Origin of the sequence: Cumulibacter manganitolerans (assembly GCF_009602465.1) — a bacterium.
GTDB lineage: Bacteria > Actinomycetota > Actinomycetes > Mycobacteriales > Antricoccaceae > Cumulibacter > Cumulibacter manganitolerans.
In genome coordinates this window covers 1-15,897 of record NZ_WBKP01000016.1, presented here as the reverse complement: position 1 = coordinate 15,897, position 15,897 = coordinate 1, and the positions used below count along the sequence as shown (strand labels likewise).

General features: G+C 71.0%; 14 protein-coding genes. 7 read left to right on the top strand and 7 right to left on the bottom strand.

The window, feature by feature from the left end:
* Positions 1-9: 9 nt before the first annotated feature.
* The 4 genes from F8A92_RS08045 (at position 10) to F8A92_RS08030 (ending at position 3,357) form a co-directional block, all read left to right on the top strand.
* Positions 10-495 (top strand): MarR family winged helix-turn-helix transcriptional regulator, encoded by a 486-nt coding sequence (locus F8A92_RS08045; protein ID WP_194291409.1) that lies wholly within the window; start codon positions 10-12, stop codon positions 493-495.
* A gap of 28 nt (positions 496-523) precedes the next feature.
* Positions 524-1,276 carry a ZIP family metal transporter gene (locus F8A92_RS08040; RefSeq protein WP_153504653.1) on the top strand — a complete coding sequence of 251 codons (753 nt, stop codon included), beginning with the start codon at positions 524-526 and terminating at the stop codon, positions 1,274-1,276.
* A gap of 264 nt (positions 1,277-1,540) precedes the next feature.
* A complete protein-coding gene (locus tag F8A92_RS08035; protein WP_153504652.1) occupies positions 1,541-2,251 on the top strand; it encodes a response regulator transcription factor in 711 nt (236 codons plus the stop codon).
* Positions 2,248-3,357 carry a sensor histidine kinase gene (locus F8A92_RS08030; protein WP_153504651.1) on the top strand — a complete coding sequence of 370 codons (1,110 nt, stop codon included), beginning with the start codon at positions 2,248-2,250 and terminating at the stop codon, positions 3,355-3,357. Before F8A92_RS08035 ends, F8A92_RS08030 begins: the two co-directional genes overlap by 4 nt.
* Before the next feature lie 33 nt (positions 3,358-3,390).
* On the opposite strand, the gene F8A92_RS08025 is transcribed toward F8A92_RS08030, so the two are convergent.
* The gene (locus F8A92_RS08025; RefSeq protein ID WP_153504650.1) at positions 3,391-4,143 is read right to left on the bottom strand and encodes a DUF2202 domain-containing protein; all 753 of its coding nucleotides are present in this window, start codon (positions 4,141-4,143) and stop codon (positions 3,391-3,393) included.
* Between the two features lie 207 nt (positions 4,144-4,350).
* Between F8A92_RS08025 and F8A92_RS08020 the strand changes: the two genes are divergently transcribed.
* Positions 4,351-5,040: a nuclease-related domain-containing protein gene (locus tag F8A92_RS08020; protein ID WP_228389295.1), complete on the top strand. Its 690-nt coding sequence runs from the start codon at positions 4,351-4,353 to the stop codon at positions 5,038-5,040.
* A 120-nt stretch (positions 5,041-5,160) separates the two neighbouring features.
* Here the strand turns inward: F8A92_RS08020 and glnA are convergent, their stop codons facing one another.
* The 5 genes from glnA to F8A92_RS07995 form a co-directional block, all read right to left on the bottom strand.
* Positions 5,161-6,582, bottom strand: a complete 1,422-nt coding sequence (glnA, locus tag F8A92_RS08015) for a type I glutamate--ammonia ligase (RefSeq protein WP_153504648.1) — start codon at positions 6,580-6,582, stop codon at positions 5,161-5,163.
* Positions 6,583-6,721: 139 nt separating this feature from the next.
* Entirely contained in the window at positions 6,722-7,270 is a 549-nt protein-coding gene (thpR, locus tag F8A92_RS08010; RefSeq protein ID WP_153504647.1) for an RNA 2',3'-cyclic phosphodiesterase, read from the bottom strand.
* 41 nt (positions 7,271-7,311) lie between these two features.
* Entirely contained in the window at positions 7,312-7,716 is a 405-nt protein-coding gene (locus tag F8A92_RS08005; RefSeq protein ID WP_194291408.1) for an RDD family protein, read from the bottom strand.
* An 11-nt stretch (positions 7,717-7,727) separates the two neighbouring features.
* Complete coding sequence (locus F8A92_RS08000) at positions 7,728-8,507, bottom strand: DUF4191 domain-containing protein (RefSeq protein ID WP_153504645.1); 780 nt, start codon at positions 8,505-8,507, stop codon at positions 7,728-7,730.
* Positions 8,508-8,616: 109 nt separating this feature from the next.
* On the bottom strand, positions 8,617-9,780 hold the full coding sequence (locus tag F8A92_RS07995; RefSeq protein WP_153504644.1) for a hypothetical protein: 1,164 nt from the start codon (positions 9,778-9,780) through the stop codon (positions 8,617-8,619).
* Positions 9,781-10,066: 286 nt separating this feature from the next.
* Between F8A92_RS07995 and leuS the strand changes: the two genes are divergently transcribed.
* Entirely contained in the window at positions 10,067-12,916 is a 2,850-nt protein-coding gene (leuS, locus tag F8A92_RS07990) for a leucine--tRNA ligase (protein WP_153504643.1), read from the top strand.
* A gap of 76 nt (positions 12,917-12,992) precedes the next feature.
* Positions 12,993-14,405, top strand: a complete 1,413-nt coding sequence (locus F8A92_RS07985) for a hypothetical protein (protein WP_153504642.1) — start codon at positions 12,993-12,995, stop codon at positions 14,403-14,405.
* Between the two features lie 447 nt (positions 14,406-14,852).
* Here the strand turns inward: F8A92_RS07985 and sucB are convergent.
* Positions 14,853-15,897 (bottom strand): 2-oxoglutarate dehydrogenase, E2 component, dihydrolipoamide succinyltransferase (sucB, locus tag F8A92_RS07980; protein WP_153504641.1); only part of this gene is annotated, 1,045 nt, incomplete at its 5' end.

The following is a 15,897-nucleotide window of genomic DNA, read 5'->3' as shown; positions in this document are numbered from 1 at the left end:
GGGGTACGCGTGGCATCGAAGAACGAGGAACCCGCTGCCTCACACGAACGCCACGCCGACACGCTCATTGCCGTGAGCCGGGCCCTGGTGGGGATCGCCGTTCGGTCGGTCAACGCCGCGCCGGTGGAGATCACCCTCGTGCAGCATCGCCTCCTCGTGCTGCTGGCCTCCGGCGGCGCCCAGACCGTGGGGGCGCTGGCCGCACAGCTCGAGGTGAACGCCTCGAACGCCAGCCGCCTGGTCGACCGGCTGCAGCGCCTGGATCTGGTCAGTCGGGGACGTTCGGCCGAGGACGGCCGGGTGGTGACGGTGTCGCTCACTGCGACGGGGCGTGACCTGCTGGCCGAGGTACACGCCTACCGGCGACGCGAGGTCCAGAGAGTGCTGGGCCGTATGACGACCGGCGACGTCGACGTGACGATCCGCGCCCTGACGGCGTTCGCCGACGCCGCCCACGAGATGGGAGAGATGCCATGGTCCAGCTACCTGGTCTGACACACCCGCGCACGGTCGAGGTGCGCTGATGCCCATCGCGTTGCAGGCCGGCATCTGGGGGCTCATCGCGGGTGGCGCGCTGGTGATCGGCGCGTTGATCGCCTGGTTCGTCAAGGTGCCGCAGAAGGTCGTCGCCTCGGTCATGGCCTTCGGAGCCGGCGTCCTGATCTCCGCGCTGGCCTTCGACCTCGTGGACGACGCCGAGCACACCGGTGGCCTCACCGCCACCGTGCTGGGCTTCCTCGCGGGTGCGATCGCCTACCTGGCGGCCAACGTCCTGCTGGACAAGAGGGGAGCGCGGCACCGCAAGCGTTCCGGGGACCAGCAGCCCAGCGAGCAGGAGCAGAGCGGCAGCGGAGCGGCGATCGCCATCGGCGCATTGCTCGACGGGATCCCCGAGTCGGTCGTGCTGGGCCTGTCGTTGCTCGGCGGTGGCGGGGTGGGCGTGCCCGTGCTGGTCGCGATCTTCATCTCGAACCTCCCCGAGGGCCTCTCGAGCGCGGCGGGCATGAAGCGCAACGGCCGGTCCGCGAAGTACGTCTTCGGCGTGTGGATCGGGGTGGCCGTGGCCAGCGGGATAGCCGGTCTGCTCGGCTGCCTGCTGCTGGAAGGGGCGGCGCCGCAGGTCGTCGCGGCGATCACGGCGCTCGCGGCAGGGGCCATCCTGACGATGATCGCCGACACGATGATCCCCGAGGCCTTCGAGCGGACGCACCTGTATGCCGGGCTGATCGCCACTCTGGGCTTCCTCACCGCGTTCAGCGTGGGACGCCTGGGCTGAGCACCGGCGAAGCCACATTGCTCCGCGGCTGCAAGTGCCCGCTCCGGCGCCCATCGCGCCGCCCGGTGGAGCAGTGAGCATCGCCAGGCATGTGGCCCCCAGGTGCCGGGGTGTCCGTCGAACCGGGCGTGCGGCAACAGCTCTGACCGCACGAGTGGGGCGCGCTGTTCGACGGTGTACCTTCTCGAGCAGTAGCGCGTGCGGAGGTGGCCGATGACGAGCGGGCGGGCCGTGCCGTCGCAGACCGCGGCGGGCGGCTGAGCGATGGCGCAGGAGGTCCTGGTCGTCGACGACCAACCCCAGATTCGTGAGGTCCTGCGCGCCTTCCTCGAGGCTGACGGCTTCGGAGTGCTCGAGGCCGACACCGGCGCCGCGGCGATGGAGCTGGTGCAGCGTCGGACGCCGGCGCTGGTCATGCTGGACGTCGGGTTGCCGGACTTCGACGGCGTGGAGGTGCTGCGTCGGCTGCGCGCCCTGCCCGATCGCGCGCAGGCCGAGACCTACGTCATGATGGTCACCGCGCGCAACGAGGAGGTCGACAAGCTGATCGGCCTCGCCGTGGGCGCCGACGACTACGTCACCAAGCCGTTCAGCCCGCGCGAGGTGGTGGCCCGGGTGAAGGCGATCCTGCGGCGCGAGCGGTCCGCGGCACCCGAGTCGCAGTCGCCGCGGTGGCGCTTCGTCGGGCTGGAGATCCGGCCCGCCGAGCGGGTCGTCGAGATGGACGGGCAGGTCCTCGAGCTGTCTGCTCTGGAATTCGATCTGCTGAGCGCCCTCGCCGAGGCTCCCGGTCGGGTCTTCTCGCGGGCTCAGCTGCTGGAGAAGGTGTGGGGCTACGACTTCTACGGTGACGCTCGCGTGGTGGACGTCCACATCCGCAACCTGCGCCGGAAGCTCGCCGACGACGCGGCCGAGCCGCGTTTTCTCCGGACAGTGCGTGGCGTCGGCTACAAGTTCATCGGGGAGCGGGCGTGAAACGGCTCTCGGTCCGGTTGGTCGCCTCCCACCTCGCGGTCGCGGTGATCGGCGGGCTGGTGACCTACGTCCTCGTTCGCTTGCTCGCGCCGCGGCTGTACGACCAGGCCACGCACGGGATGGGCGTGGGCAGCCAGGGTCGGGGGTCGAGCACCGGACAGGACCAGCTGCGGGCCGCGGTGGCGTCCGCTATCGACGAAGCATTGCTGATCGGCGTGCTCAGCGGCGCAGTGCTCGCCGCCGTATTCGGTGTCGTGACCACCCGTCGGCTGCTCGCGCCGCTGCGGGAGATGCAGGTCGCCACCCGGCGGCTGGCGGAGGGGGACTACACGCTGCAGGTCGGCCGGCCGGGGACAGCGGAGCTCGCCGAGCTGTCCGACGACGTGAACGCGCTCGCCGCGGCGCTCGCCTCGACGGAGCAGCGGCGGGTGCGGCTGATCTCCGATGTCGCGCACGAGCTGCGGACCCCGCTGACCGTGATCGACGGGTACGTCGAGGGCATGATCGACGGCGTCTTCTCCCCGGATCCCGAGCGGTTGGACCAGATCAGCTCCGAGGTGCGCAAGCTGCGGCGGTTCGCGGACGACCTGTCGACTCTCTCCCGCGTCCAGGAGGGAAATCTGCAGCTCCATCCCACGGAGGTCGACCTGGCCGACCTGGTCGCGCGGACGAGCGAGCGGCTGCAACCGCAGTTCGACGAAGCCGGCATCGATCTGGAGGTGCGGGTCGCCCGTCCGGTCGTCGCGCAGGTCGACTCCGACCGGATCGCGCAGGTGATCTCCAATCTGCTCGGCAACGCGCTCCGGGCGACGCGAGGACGGCCGGATCCGAGGGTCCGGATCGAGCTGGACGAGGCCGTCGGCCACGGCCGGCGATCGGCCGTCGTGACCGTGGCCGACAACGGGGTCGGCCTCTCCGCCGACGAGCTGCCGAAGATCTTCGAGCGGTTCTACCGTGCCCCGCGCGCCCAGAGCTCCGAAGGCTCGGGGATCGGCCTGACGATCGCCCGCGACATCGTGCGCGCGCACGGCGGCACGCTCACGGCCGCGTCGTCAGGGGCGGACCGGGGGACCACGCTCACGCTGGTCCTGCCGATCCGCCCCTGAGGCGTTGCGCGCCGGCGCAGCCCGGCGTCGTCGCTAGCCCTGTCCCGGACCCTGGCCGTCAGCCGGGCCGTGACCCTGGCCCTGCCCATGATCCGGACCCCGGCCCTCGCCACGGCCAGCGCCGTGAGCCTGGCCCTGATTCGGACCCTGGCCCTGGCCGGCGGCGTCCGTCGCGCACTGGCCGGTGGGATCCTGGCCGTTGGCGAGTGCCTCGTACCCGGCCAGGTGGTGCTGCGACCCCCAGAGCAGCCTGCCGTACAACTGATCGAGGTCGGCGTTGTCAGAGGTCTCGATCGCCTTCTTCAGCCCGTCGATATCGGTCTTCTCCAGCTCGACGCCGACCTTGATCGCCTCCTGCTCGCTCTGCATGCCCTGGGCGTACCACTTGTCGTACAGCCCTTGCAGAGTGCTGTCGGCGTACTGACCCGGGGTGGCGCTCGCCGACGGATCCGCGAGGTCATACCGCGTCAACGCCCGCCCGACCGCCTCGGCGTGATGGTCCTCGCTGACGGCGACGTTCTTGAAGAACGTGACATCCGGGTACTTGTCGCCGAAGGCCTGGTACAGCTCCCGCGCGAGCCGTTCCTCCTCACGGGTCAGCAGCAGGTCGCCCTTCTCTGCCTCGCTCAGCGGCTCGGTCGCCGTCGCGGTCGCGTTCGGGCCCTGGCCGGGCGTGCCCGGGGCGTCGGTGGGCGGCAGCCCGAACGCGGCCGTTGCGCCGACAGTGGCGAGCACCGCGACGGTGGTGGCAGCGATGCCCAGCTGGAGCCTGCGGTTCTTGATCATTGTTCTCACTCCTTCGTGGGGAACCGGGGGTCATCCCCGTGTTCGATTCCCAGTTCATCGCGAGTGTGTGAAGGGACCGGGCGCCCGTATGTGATGCTTTCGTGAAGATCCCCGCGGGCTCAGCGGAGGCCGTACACCAGCCGGGCGGAGCCTGGGGTCGGGATCGTCGGGTAGAGGAAAGTGAGCTGTCTTGATAGGAGCTGCACCGTGACGCAGAGCGGGCGGGATACGCACCCGTCGCCGGAGCGCGACGTCTCTCGGGACGCGGGGGACGCCGGCGGCTCGGCCTGGCGGGAATACGAGCGGCGCAAGGCCAGGGACGAAGAGCGCCTGCGCCGGAAGTGGGGACGGCTCGGCGGCCTCGCGGTCGCCCTCTCCGACGAGAAGCAGAGCACGAGGGCATGGGCGACTGGCGCGGTCGGGGAGGCGCGCCTCGGCGGCCACCTCGATGCGCTGGTCTCGGACTCCCTCGCGGTGCTGCACGACCGACGCGTCCCAGGGTCCCGGGCGAACATCGACCACATCGCGATCACCCGCGCCGGCGTCTGGGTCATCGACGCGAAGCGCTACAAGGGGCGTCCGCGGCTCCGCATCGAGGGCGGTCTCCTTCGACCGCGGGTGGACAAGCTCATCGTCGGTCGCCGCGACTGCACGCGGCTCGTGGACGGAGCACTGAAGCAGGTGCAGCTCGTCCGCGGGATCGTCGGCGACATCCCGGTCACCGGCGCGCTCTGTTTCGTCGATGCCGATTGGCCGATGATCGGCGGCGCGTTCACGATCAGCGGAGTCCAGGTGCTCTGGCCGAAGCGGCTCGCGAAGCTGCTGGCCGGTGCCGAAGGAACCGTCGACGTCCCTGCGGTGCGCGAGCTCATCGCCGGCCGCCTGCGGGCGGCCTGAGTCCTGCGCCGGTTCGCCGCGCAGCCGAACCGGCGCCGGAATGCAGAACGGTCCCGGCGCCGGCGCGCGCCCGAAGGCGTTCTCCGGCGCCGGGACCGTCCCGGTGCGCAGTGACGAGATCTAGATGTCGTAGTACAGCGCGAACTCGTGCGGGTGCGGGCGCAGGCGGATCGGGTCGATCTCGTTCTCCCGCTTGTAACGGATCCAGGTCTCGATCAGGTCCTCGGTGAACACGCCACCCTCGAGCAGGAAGTCGTGGTCCTCCTCGAGCGCGTTGAGGACGCCGGGGAGGCTGTCCGGGACCTGCGGGATCTCGGCGGCCTCGTCCGGCGGCAGCTCGTAGAGGTCCTTGTCGATTGGGTCCGCGGGCTCGATGCGGTTGCGGATGCCGTCGAGGCCGGCCATCATCTGCGCGGCGAATGCGAGGTACGGGTTGCACGACGGGTCGGGCACCCGGAACTCGAGGCGCTTGGCCTTCGGGTTGTTGCCGGTGATCGGGATGCGGATGCACGCCGAGCGGTTGCGCTGCGAGTACACCAGGTTGACCGGCGCCTCGTAGCCCGGGACCAGGCGGTGGAAGCTGTTGATCGTCGGGTTGGTGAACGCCAGCACGGCGGGGGCGTGGTGCAGCAGGCCGCCGATGTACCAGCGCGCCTCGTCGGACAGGCCCGCGTAGCCGGACTCCGAGTGGAACAGCGGCTTGCCGCCCTTCCAAAGCGACTGGTGGGTGTGCATGCCCGAGCCGTTGTCGCCGTACAGCGGCTTCGGCATGAAGGTGACCGTCTTGCCGGCCTCGGCCGCGGTGTTCTTGATGATGTACTTGAACAGCATCATGTCGTCGCCGGCGTGCAGCAGCGAGTTGAACTTGTAGTTGATCTCGGCCTGTCCGGCGGTGCCGACCTCGTGGTGGGCGCGCTCGATCTCGAAGCCGGCGTCCTGCAGGTTCAGCGTCATCTGGTCGCGCAGGTCGCCGTACTGGTCGTACGGCGCCACCGGGAAGTAGCCGCCCTTGGGGCGAACCTTGTAGCCCTTGTTGCCGCCTTCCTCCTCACGGCCGGTGTTCCACCAGCCGGAGGAGGAGTCGATGTGGTGGTACTGCGCGTTCATCTCGTCGCCGAAGCGGATCGAGTCGAACACGTAGAACTCAGCCTCGGCCCCGAAGAACGCCTCGTCGGCGATGCCCGACGACTTGAGGTACTCCTCGGCCTTGCGCGCGATGTTGCGCGGGTCGCGGCTGTACGGCTCACGGGTGATCGGGTCGTGCACGAAGAAGTTCACGATGACCGTCTTCGCAGCGCGGAACGGATCGACGACCGCAGTCTTCGGGTCGGGCAGCAGCAGCATGTCGGACTCGTGGATCTCCTGGAACCCGCGCACCGACGAGCCGTCGAACGCCAGGCCGTCCTCGAACATGTCGTCCACGCCCGAGGCCGGGATCGTGAAGTGCTGCATGATGCCGGGCAGGTCGCAGAAGCGGACGTCGATGAACTTGACGTCGTTCGCCTCGATGTACGAGACCAGCTCTTCCTTGGATTCGAACATTGATCCTCCGTGATGGGTCGGTGCGAACGACCTTACTCGGGAGGCGTTGCTCGATAATGACCTTGTTGTTTCAGCGGTGTTACACGCCCCACTGCGGCTGTGACGGCGCGCACGCCGCCGGGCGCCGCGTGCGCGGGTGTCAGCCCAGCCGGACGGCGGCGACCGTTTCATGTCGCGGGCGCCGTCGGGGACCCTCGCCCAGGTGTGACTCGATCAGCTCGATCTCCTCGACGCGCCACGGCGGGGAGCCGAAGGTGTCCAGCACGCGGAGCCATTTCGTGGCCTCGATCGGACGGCGCAGGCGGGCGAGCGTGAGGTGGGGCACGAACGCCTTGCCGTCCGGCGGGGCTCCCGAGGCGTTGGCGGCAGCGCGGGCCGAGGCTGCCAGCCGGCGCAGCGGCTCGTCGGGCAGGACCCTCAGCCAGAGGACCGACGCCCGCTCGGGGGCGGGAAAGGTACCGGCGCCCCGGACGACCGCCTCGAAGGGCTGCACCCTCGTCGACGCGGCTCCCAGCCGGTCGACCAGCTCGTCGACGTCGGCATCGGGGACCGAGCGCATGAAGGCCAGGGTGACGTGCCACTGTGCCGGATCGATCCACGGCATCCCGGTGCGCGGCTCGAGGAAGTCCGCGAGCGCCTGCGTGACGTGCTCCGGCGGCCGCACCGCGACGAACATCCGGTGATCCATGCCGCACAGTCTGGCACCCGGGGCGGCGAAGGGCAGCGCTGCTAGCGGGCGTTGACCACGATCGTGCCGGCGGCCTTGTCGTGCAGGCCACGGCGGTTCTGGTCGACGACGACGGCCGGGATCAGCAGCATGAGCAGCACGGTCCGGAGCGCGGCCTTCCACAGCCCCAGCGGGCGGCCCTCGATCTCGCTGGCCAGGCCGATGCCCGCGAGCATCATGCCCGGCGTGCGCCCGATGAAGGCAGTGGTGCCGGTGTACAGCACGAACAGCGTGATCAACGACCAGTTACGCGGCGCCGCGGGCGCGGTGAAGGCCCAGGTGATGGCGGCGGCGAGCAGGCAGTCGATGACCAGCGCGAGGAACCGGGAGCCGTAGGTCGCCACCGAGCCGAGGCCGGAGCGAGGAAGGCCCAGGGTGACGCCGGGGTACTCGAGCTCAGTCGTCACGATGCGGACGCTCAGCCCATCCCGCGGCGGCGCATCTGCCGGTTGCTGACCGCCATCTTCCGGCCGCCGGGGATCGGGCCCTTCGGCAGCGGCATCTTCGGGGCCGCGACGGCGAGCAGCCGCTTCTCGATGGCCCGGATCTGCGCGCCCTGGATGTTCCGCGGCAGCTTGGTCAGATGGCTGTTGAGCTTCTTCAGCGGCACCTGGCCCTCGTCATTGCCGACCAGGACGGTGTAGATGGGCGTGTCGCCGATGACCCGCGCGATGCGCTTCTTCTCCTGGCCGAGCAGCCCGGCGACCCGCTGCGGGCTGCCCTCGCCGACGAGGACGATGCCCGGACGCCCGATGACTCGGTGCACGATGTCCTGCTGCGACGACGCGCTGACGGCCTGCGTGATCCGCCAGTCGCCGCGCAGCTGCTCCATCGCCCAGGCGGCGGCACCGGGACGACCCTCGGCCTGGGCGAAGGTGGTACGCCGCGCGCGGACACCGAACACGACCATGCCGAGCAGCAGGCCGACCATCAGGCCGGCGACGACGCCGAGCACGATGCCGAGCGCGGTGAACCCGACGATCAGCGCCATGAGGAGGAAGCCGACGACGAAGCCGGCGAGCGCCGCGAGCGCGAGGTACAGCCCGAGCCGCGGGTCGTTCGGCTTCAGCAGGGTGTACGCCTGCATCAGCTCGCGGGTTCGTGCGAACCGCTGCTTCTTGACCTTGGGCTGCTTGACCTTCTTCGCCCGAGGGGCGCCCTTGCCGGTCGCGGCCGCGTCTGCTGTCTTCTTCGCCATAAGGCCTTCGATTCTAATGGGTGATGCGGACCGCTCGAGCAGTGCGCCGCGATAGACGAGAGCGGGCCCCGGCGACCTGGTCGCCGGGGCCCGCTCTGCCGTCGGTGGGCTACTCCTCGTCGGGCGCCGAGTGCCGTCCCTTGCGCTCCTGCTCGAGCGCCTCGATGACGGCCGGCTTGTCCGATTCCGGAGCGGCCGGCGGGACGTCGGTCGGCTTCGGAGCGTCGGGGGACGCGGACGGCGCAGCCGCCGGCGGCACGTCGACCGGGGCGCCGGTCTGCTGCGCACCGGCGGACGGGGCCGTGGTGCTGGTCGTCGGCAGGGTGCCGCCCGTCGCGACGGGACCGGGCTCACCCGCCGGGACCGGCTTGGGTGCCGGCTTCGGAGCCGGCTGCTGCCAGGTGACGCCCTGGTCGCCCTGCGACTTCTTGTAGGCGAATGCGGCGGCACCCGCGACGACGGCCAGCAGCGGCCACCGGCGCTTCTTCTTCGGCTTGCCGGCGTCCTTGAGAGCGTCCGCCGAGTCGGCGAGGGCGCTCTCGGCCTTCTTCGACGCCTTCTTGGACGACTTGCGCACGTCCTTGGCGTCCTTCTTCGCGGCCTTCTTCGCCTCGCCGAGTGCGGCAGCGGCAAGCAGCAGCTGCTCGTGCGCCTGGGCGCGAGCCTGCTTGGAGGCCTTGCGCGAGGACTTCTTCATCGCGACCGCCTCCTTCTGCGCCTCGAGCACCTGGGCGCGCACCTCCTGGATGGTGGGGGCGAGCGCCTCCCGCGCCTTCCCGGCCCGGTCGGCGAGCGCGCCGCGCGCCGCGTGGCCGCGCTCGATGGCCCGTCCGCGCGCCTGCTCGGCGGACTTGCCGCTCTTGCTGGCGGCGTCGTCGAGCGCGTCCTTCGCGTCGGCGGCCTTCTCGGCGAGCACCTCGCGAGCGTCCTTCGAGCGCTCGGCGAGCACCTCCCGCGCGTCCTTGGACCGGTCCGCGACGGTCTCCTTCGCGTCCTTGGCGCGGCTGGCCAGCAGCCCCAGGGCCTTGTCGGCACGCTTGTGCGTGTCACCGGCGGCGTCCTCGAGGGAGTCCTTGGCGTCCTTCGCCTTGTCGGCGACGGTCTCGCGGGTCGCCTCGAAGGCATCGACGAGCGTCTCGCGGGCCGCCTCGAGCTTCGGACCGATCGTCTTCTTCGCATCCAACGCAGCGCTTCTGGCAAGCTTCGCGACGTCCTCGATGACGTCGGCGACGTCTTCCTTCAGGACCTCGGACCTGCTCTTCCTGAACAGCATGGGGGTAAACCTCCACGGAATCGACAATGGGTGGGTGCCTGGGTCCATCTAACCGCAACTCACCGGCCCAGGGGCGTGAAGACGAGGTTTCCTCCCAGGGCGGGCGGTATGATGGTCGGCGTGGTTGTACGGCGCGCTGTCCGTGGCGCACTCCTTCTCTAGCCGCATCGGATAGCCAGGCCCAGCCTGCCGACGCGGCCCGACCCCTGTGCCTCGAGGCGCGGGGATTTTTTGTGCCCCACCGTCGACGCGGCAACCACGCCCTCAGCGAATAAAAGGAAGACATGTGAGCGAGAACAGCGACGTCCCGCAGCACCGCTATACGGCGGCGCTTGCCGAGCAGATCGAGCTGAAGTGGCAGGACACGTGGGATGCCGACGGGACGTTCAACACGGCCAACCCGGCCGGGGACCTCTCGGACGGCTTCGAGGCCGTCGCCGAGCGTCCGCACCTGTACGTCAACGACATGTTCCCCTACCCCTCGGGGACCGGCCTGCACGTCGGCCACCCCCTCGGCTTCATCGGCACCGACGTCTACGCGCGCTACCAGCGCATGAACGGCCACAACGTCCTGCACACCATGGGCTTCGACGCGTTCGGTCTCCCGGCCGAGCAGTACGCCGTGGAGACGGGGCAGCATCCGCGGGTCACCACCGAGCAGAACATCGCGACGTACCGCCGCCAGCTGCGCCGGCTGGGTCTCGGACACGACCAGCGGCGCTCGGTGTCGACGACGGACGTCGACTACTACCGGTGGACGCAGTGGATCTTCCTGCAGATCTTCAACTCCTGGTACGACGAGGACGCCCAGAAGGCGCGCCCCATCGACGAGCTGATCGCCGAGTACGACACCGGCGTCCGCACGGCCGGGCTGCCGGAGGGCCGCAGCTGGGTCGAGCTGGAGCCCACGGAGCGCCGCGCGCTGATCGACGAGCACCGGCTCGCCTACATCTCCGAGGCGCCGGTCAACTGGTGCCCGGGGCTGGGCACCGTGCTGGCCAACGAGGAGGTGACTCCGGAGGGCCGCAGCGACCGGGGCAACTTCCCGGTCTTCAAGCGTCCGCTCAAGCAGTGGATGATGCGGATCACGACGTACGCCGACCGGCTGCTCGCCGACCTCGACCGGCTCGACTGGCCCGAGAAGGTCAAGACGATGCAGCGCAACTGGATCGGCCGGTCCGAGGGCGCGAAGGTCCGGTTCGTCACGGACGCGGGCGACCTGGAGGTCTTCACCACGCGGCCGGACACCCTGTTCGGCGCCACGTTCGTCGTGATCTCGCCGGAGCACCCGCTCGTCGACGCGCTCACCGCCGAGGCGTGGCCGTGGGAGGCGCAGTGCGCGTGGACCGGCGGCGCCGAGACGCCGAAGGCCGCGGTGTCGGCGTACGTGGCGAACGCCGCCGCCCGGACCGACGCCGACCGGCAGAGCGACGAGAAGGAGAAGACCGGTGCGTTCACCGGGTCGTTCGCGACCAACCCGGTGACCGGCGCCCAGCTGCCGGTCTTCGTCGGTGACTACGTGCTGATGGGCTACGGAACCGGCGCGATCATGGCCGTCCCCGGACAGGACCAGCGCGACTGGGACTTCGCGGTGAAGTACGAGCTGCCGATCGTGCGCACGGTGCAGCCGCCCGAGGGCTTCGACGGAGAGGCGTTCGTGGGCGACGGCCCGGCGATCAACTCGGCACGCCAGGACGGCGCCCTGGACATCAACGGGCTGCCGGTCGCGCAGGCCAAGCAGACGGTGATCGACTGGCTGCACACCCGCGGGCTCGGTGAGCCGACGACGACGTACAAGCTGCGCGACTGGCTGTTCAGCCGGCAGCGCTACTGGGGCGAGCCGTTCCCGATCGTGTACGACGAGACCGGCCTGCCGGTCGCCCTGCCGGAGTCCCAGCTTCCGGTCGAGCTGCCCGAGGTCGACGACTTCTCGCCGCGGGTGGGGGACCCCAACGACGCGATGAGCGAGCCCGAGCCACCGCTAGGCCGCAACGCCGACTGGGCGAACGTCACGCTGGATCTCGGCGACGGCCCGAAGCGGTACCGCCGCGAGCTCAACACCATGCCGCAGTGGGCTGGCTCCTGCTGGTACGAGCTGCGCTACCTCGACCCGCACAACGATGAGCGGTTCGTGGGCGCCGAGAACGAGAAGTACTGGATGGGGCCGCGCGACGCGGGCGACACCGGCGGCGTCGACCTGTACATCGGCGGCGTCGAGCACGCCGTCCTGCACCTGCTGTACTCCCGCTTCTGGCACAAGGTGCTGTTCGACCTCGGCCACGTCAGCAGCGCCGAGCCCTTCCGGCGGCTGTTCAACCAGGGCATGGTGACCGCCGCGTCCTACACCGACGCCCGCGGCATGTACGTGCCCGCGGCGGACGTCGTCGAGCGGGACGGCAAGTGGTACCTCGGCGACGACGAGGTCACCCGTCAGGCCGGCAAGATGGGCAAGTCGCTGAAGAACTCGGTGAGCCCGGACGAGATGTACGAGGCGTTCGGCGCCGACACGCTGCGGGTGTACGAGATGTTCACCGGCCCGATGGACCAGTCCCGTCCCTGGGAGACCAAGGACGTCGTCGGCAGCCAGCGGCTGCTGCAGCGCGTGTGGCGCAACGTCGTCGACGAGCACACCGGTGAGACGACCGTGACCTCCGAGACGCCGTCCGAGGAGTCGCTGCGGATCATGCACAAGCTGATCATCGGGGCCCGCGAAGGCATGGACTCGCTGCGGTTCAACCTCGCCATCGCCAAGCTGACCGAGCTGAACAACCACATCACCGCTCGCTATCCCAACGGCGCCCCGCGGGACCTGGTCGAACCGCTCGTCCTGATGCTCGCGCCGCTCGCGCCGCACATCAGCGAGGAGCTGTGGCGGCGTCTGGGGCACGAGCACACCCTCGTCTGGGAGCCCTACCCGGTCGCCGACGAGTCGCTCGCCGCAGACAGCACCATCGAGATCCCGGTGCAGGTCAACGGCAAGGTCCGCGACACCGTGCAGATCGCCCCGGACGCCGGTCGCGACGTGATGGAGGCGGCGGCCCGCGCGAGCGAGAAGATCGCCGCGCAGCTCGACGGCAAGACCGAGCGCAAGGTCATCGTGGTGCCCGGCAAGCTGGTGAACTTCGTCGTCGGCTGATCCTCGCCCCCTGGCTCCGGCTGCTCGGCCTGTGGACAACTGATCCGGGCCGCCTCCGGTAGCTAGCGTCGTAGGCGTGAAGAGCGTCATCGGCCCCTACGAGATCGGCGATCCGGTCGCGGCCGGCCCGCACTGGGTGCTGCGCAGCGGACGCGACACCTCCGACGGCTCGGCGGTGTGGGTGCGGCGAGTCGATCCGGCGCCGCGGCGAGCGTCCGCGGCGAGGGCTGTCGTGCGTGCGCTGTCCGCATGCGAGCGGCTCGCACCGCCCCTGGCGCTCGCCGGAGACGACGGTGCGCTGGTCGTCATCGACCGCGTCGTGGCGGGCCGCACGGCGCTCGCCGCGGCCGGCCGGGTCGACGGCGACCGCCAGGTCCGGCTCGCCCGGGACATCGCCGTCGCGATCGAGGCGATGCACGCCGCCGGCTACGCGCACGGCGGCCTGGGCGGGTGGACCGTCGACCTGGCGGAGGACGGCGCGGCGTGGGTGCGGGGCAGCGCGGAGGCTGCGGGGGAGCTCGACCGTCCCGGCGCGCGACGCGACATCTGCGCCGTCGTGGCCACCGTCGAGCTCGTGGGCGACGGAGAGGTCGACCCGCGGCTCGCCGAGACGTTGACGGCGATGGCCGCCGGCCGTGCCGGCCTCGCGGCACTGATCGCGCGCGCCACCGCCGTCCTCGACCTGCAGCCGGGCACCGGGCCCGACGGCGCGTCGGCGGAGACGCCCACCGCATCGCCGCCCACCGGCCCGGGGGCTGTTGCCGCGGCGCCGACCGGGTCGCCGTCCGCCGCGCCCACCGCGACCGACTCTACCGACGCGTCCGCAAAGACGACCTCCGGCGCCGACGAGAGGCTCGCGCCGATCGGCCGACCGCCGCTTCGAGCGACGCCGCGGGCACCCCGGTCTCGAGGTCGCATGCGAAGGGGCGCGCCGTACGCGCCGCGGCACGCGGCGGCGCAGCGGTCGGACCGGTCCACCGTCGCGGCCGTCGCGCTGCTCGCGGCCGGGGCGCTGCTCGGCGCCGTGGCGCTGTGGCCTCGAGGACCGGACGTGTCACGGCCACTGATGCCGGCGGCAGCGCTCGCAGCGGCGGCCGAATCGTCGGCGGTGCCGCAGTGGACGAGCTACCTGCCCGCGCTCTACGAGACCCGCGCCGAGGCGTTCGCGCAGAACGACATCGACATGCTGCGGCAGGTGTTCACCGCCGAAAGCGCGCAGCTGCGCGCCGACGCGGAGACCATCGCGGCGCTGGCCGGCCAGAAACGGGTGGTCACCGGATTCGCGCCGACGGTCCTCGAGGTACGCGACGTCCAGGTCACGGCGTCGACGGCCACCGTCACAGTGATCGACGAGCTACCCGACTTCGTGATCCGCGGCCCAGCCGGCGCCGATCTCCCGGTCGCCGGTCGTGCGGCCGGGCCCACGACCCTGGTGCTGCGGGCGGTCGACGGCGCCTGGCTGATCGACACCGCCGAGCGCCGAGCCTGAGCGCCAGCGGAGGCGACGTCGAGACGTGGTGCGGTCGGTTGTCGGCTTGCGGCGTCTCGACGTCGCTCGTTCCTCGCTCGCTCGACGACCGTGGGTGTGGCTCGGCGATGAAGGGGCGCCTTCTACGGTCGTCGAGCGAGCCGGAGCGTTAGCGGAGGCGACGTCGAGACGTGGTGCGGTCGGTTGTCGGCTTGCGGCGTCTCGACGTCGCTCGTTCCTCGCTCGCTCGACGACCGTGGGTGTGGCTCGGCGATGAAGGGGCGCCTTCTACGGTCGTCGAGCGAGCCGGAGCGTTAGCGGAGGCGACGTCGAGACGTGGTGCGGTCGGTTGTCGGCTTGCGGCGTCTCGACGTCGCTCGTTCCTCGCTCGCTCGACGACCGTGGGTCGCGGGGCGACCGTGAGTCGCGAGGCGACCGTGGTTGTCGAACGAGCGCCGGCTCCGCGGACTAGATGCCGAGGTCGGCCTCGAAGTGGCCGGCCTCCAGGCGCTCCTTCATGGTGGCGAGGAAACGCGCGGCGTCCGCGCCGTCCACGACGCGGTGGTCGTAGGACAGCGCCAGGTAGACGTACGAGCGGACGGCGATGATCTCGCCGAGGTTCGGGTCGTCGATCACTGCGGGGCGCTTGACGACCGCGCCGGTGCCCAGGATCGCGCTCTGCGGCTGGTTGATGATCGGCGTGTCGAACAGCGCGCCGCGGCTGCCGGTGTTGGTCAGCGTGAAGGTGCCGCCGGTGAGCTCGTCGGGGCCGATCTGGCCGTCGCGGGTGCGCTGCGCAAGATCGGCGATCTTGCGCGCCAGGCCCGCCAGGTTCAGGTCGCTGGCGTTGTGGATGACCGGCACGACCAGACCGCGGTTGCTGTCCACCGCGATGCCGAGGTGCTCGGCGGCCGGATAGGTGATCGTCCCGGCCTCCATGTCGAGCTCGCTGTTGACCACCGGGTGCGCCTTGAGCGCCTCGACGGCGGCGAGCGCGAAGAACGGCAGGAAGCTCAGCTTCACGCCCTCGCGCGCCTGGAAGTCGGCCTTCACCCGATCGCGCAGCTGGGCGACGCGGGTGACGTCGACCTCGACCACCGTCGTCAGCTGCGCGGCGGTCTGCAGGGACTCCACCATCCGGTTGGCGATCAGGCGGCGCAGCCGGCTGAGCTTCTCGGTGGACCCGCGCAGGTTGGAGGTCTCGGCGCCGATGTTGCCCGCGGCCGCGGGCGCGGCGGCGGTCTGCTGGGCGGGAGCCGCCGCCGCGGGGGCCGGCGCCTTCGCCGCCTCGGCAGCAGCCAGCACGTCCTGCTTGCGGATGCGGCCGCCGACGCCGGTGCCCTTCAGCGACGCGAGGTCGACGCCGTTCTCGGCGGCGAGCTTGCGCACCAGCGGGGTCACGTAGGCAGCGGAGTCGTCGCCCTGCTTCGCCGCGGGCGCCGGAGCCGCCTTCGCAGGCGCGGGGGCCGGGGCGGGGGACTGGGCCGCCGCCGGTGCCGGGCACACGAGGGTT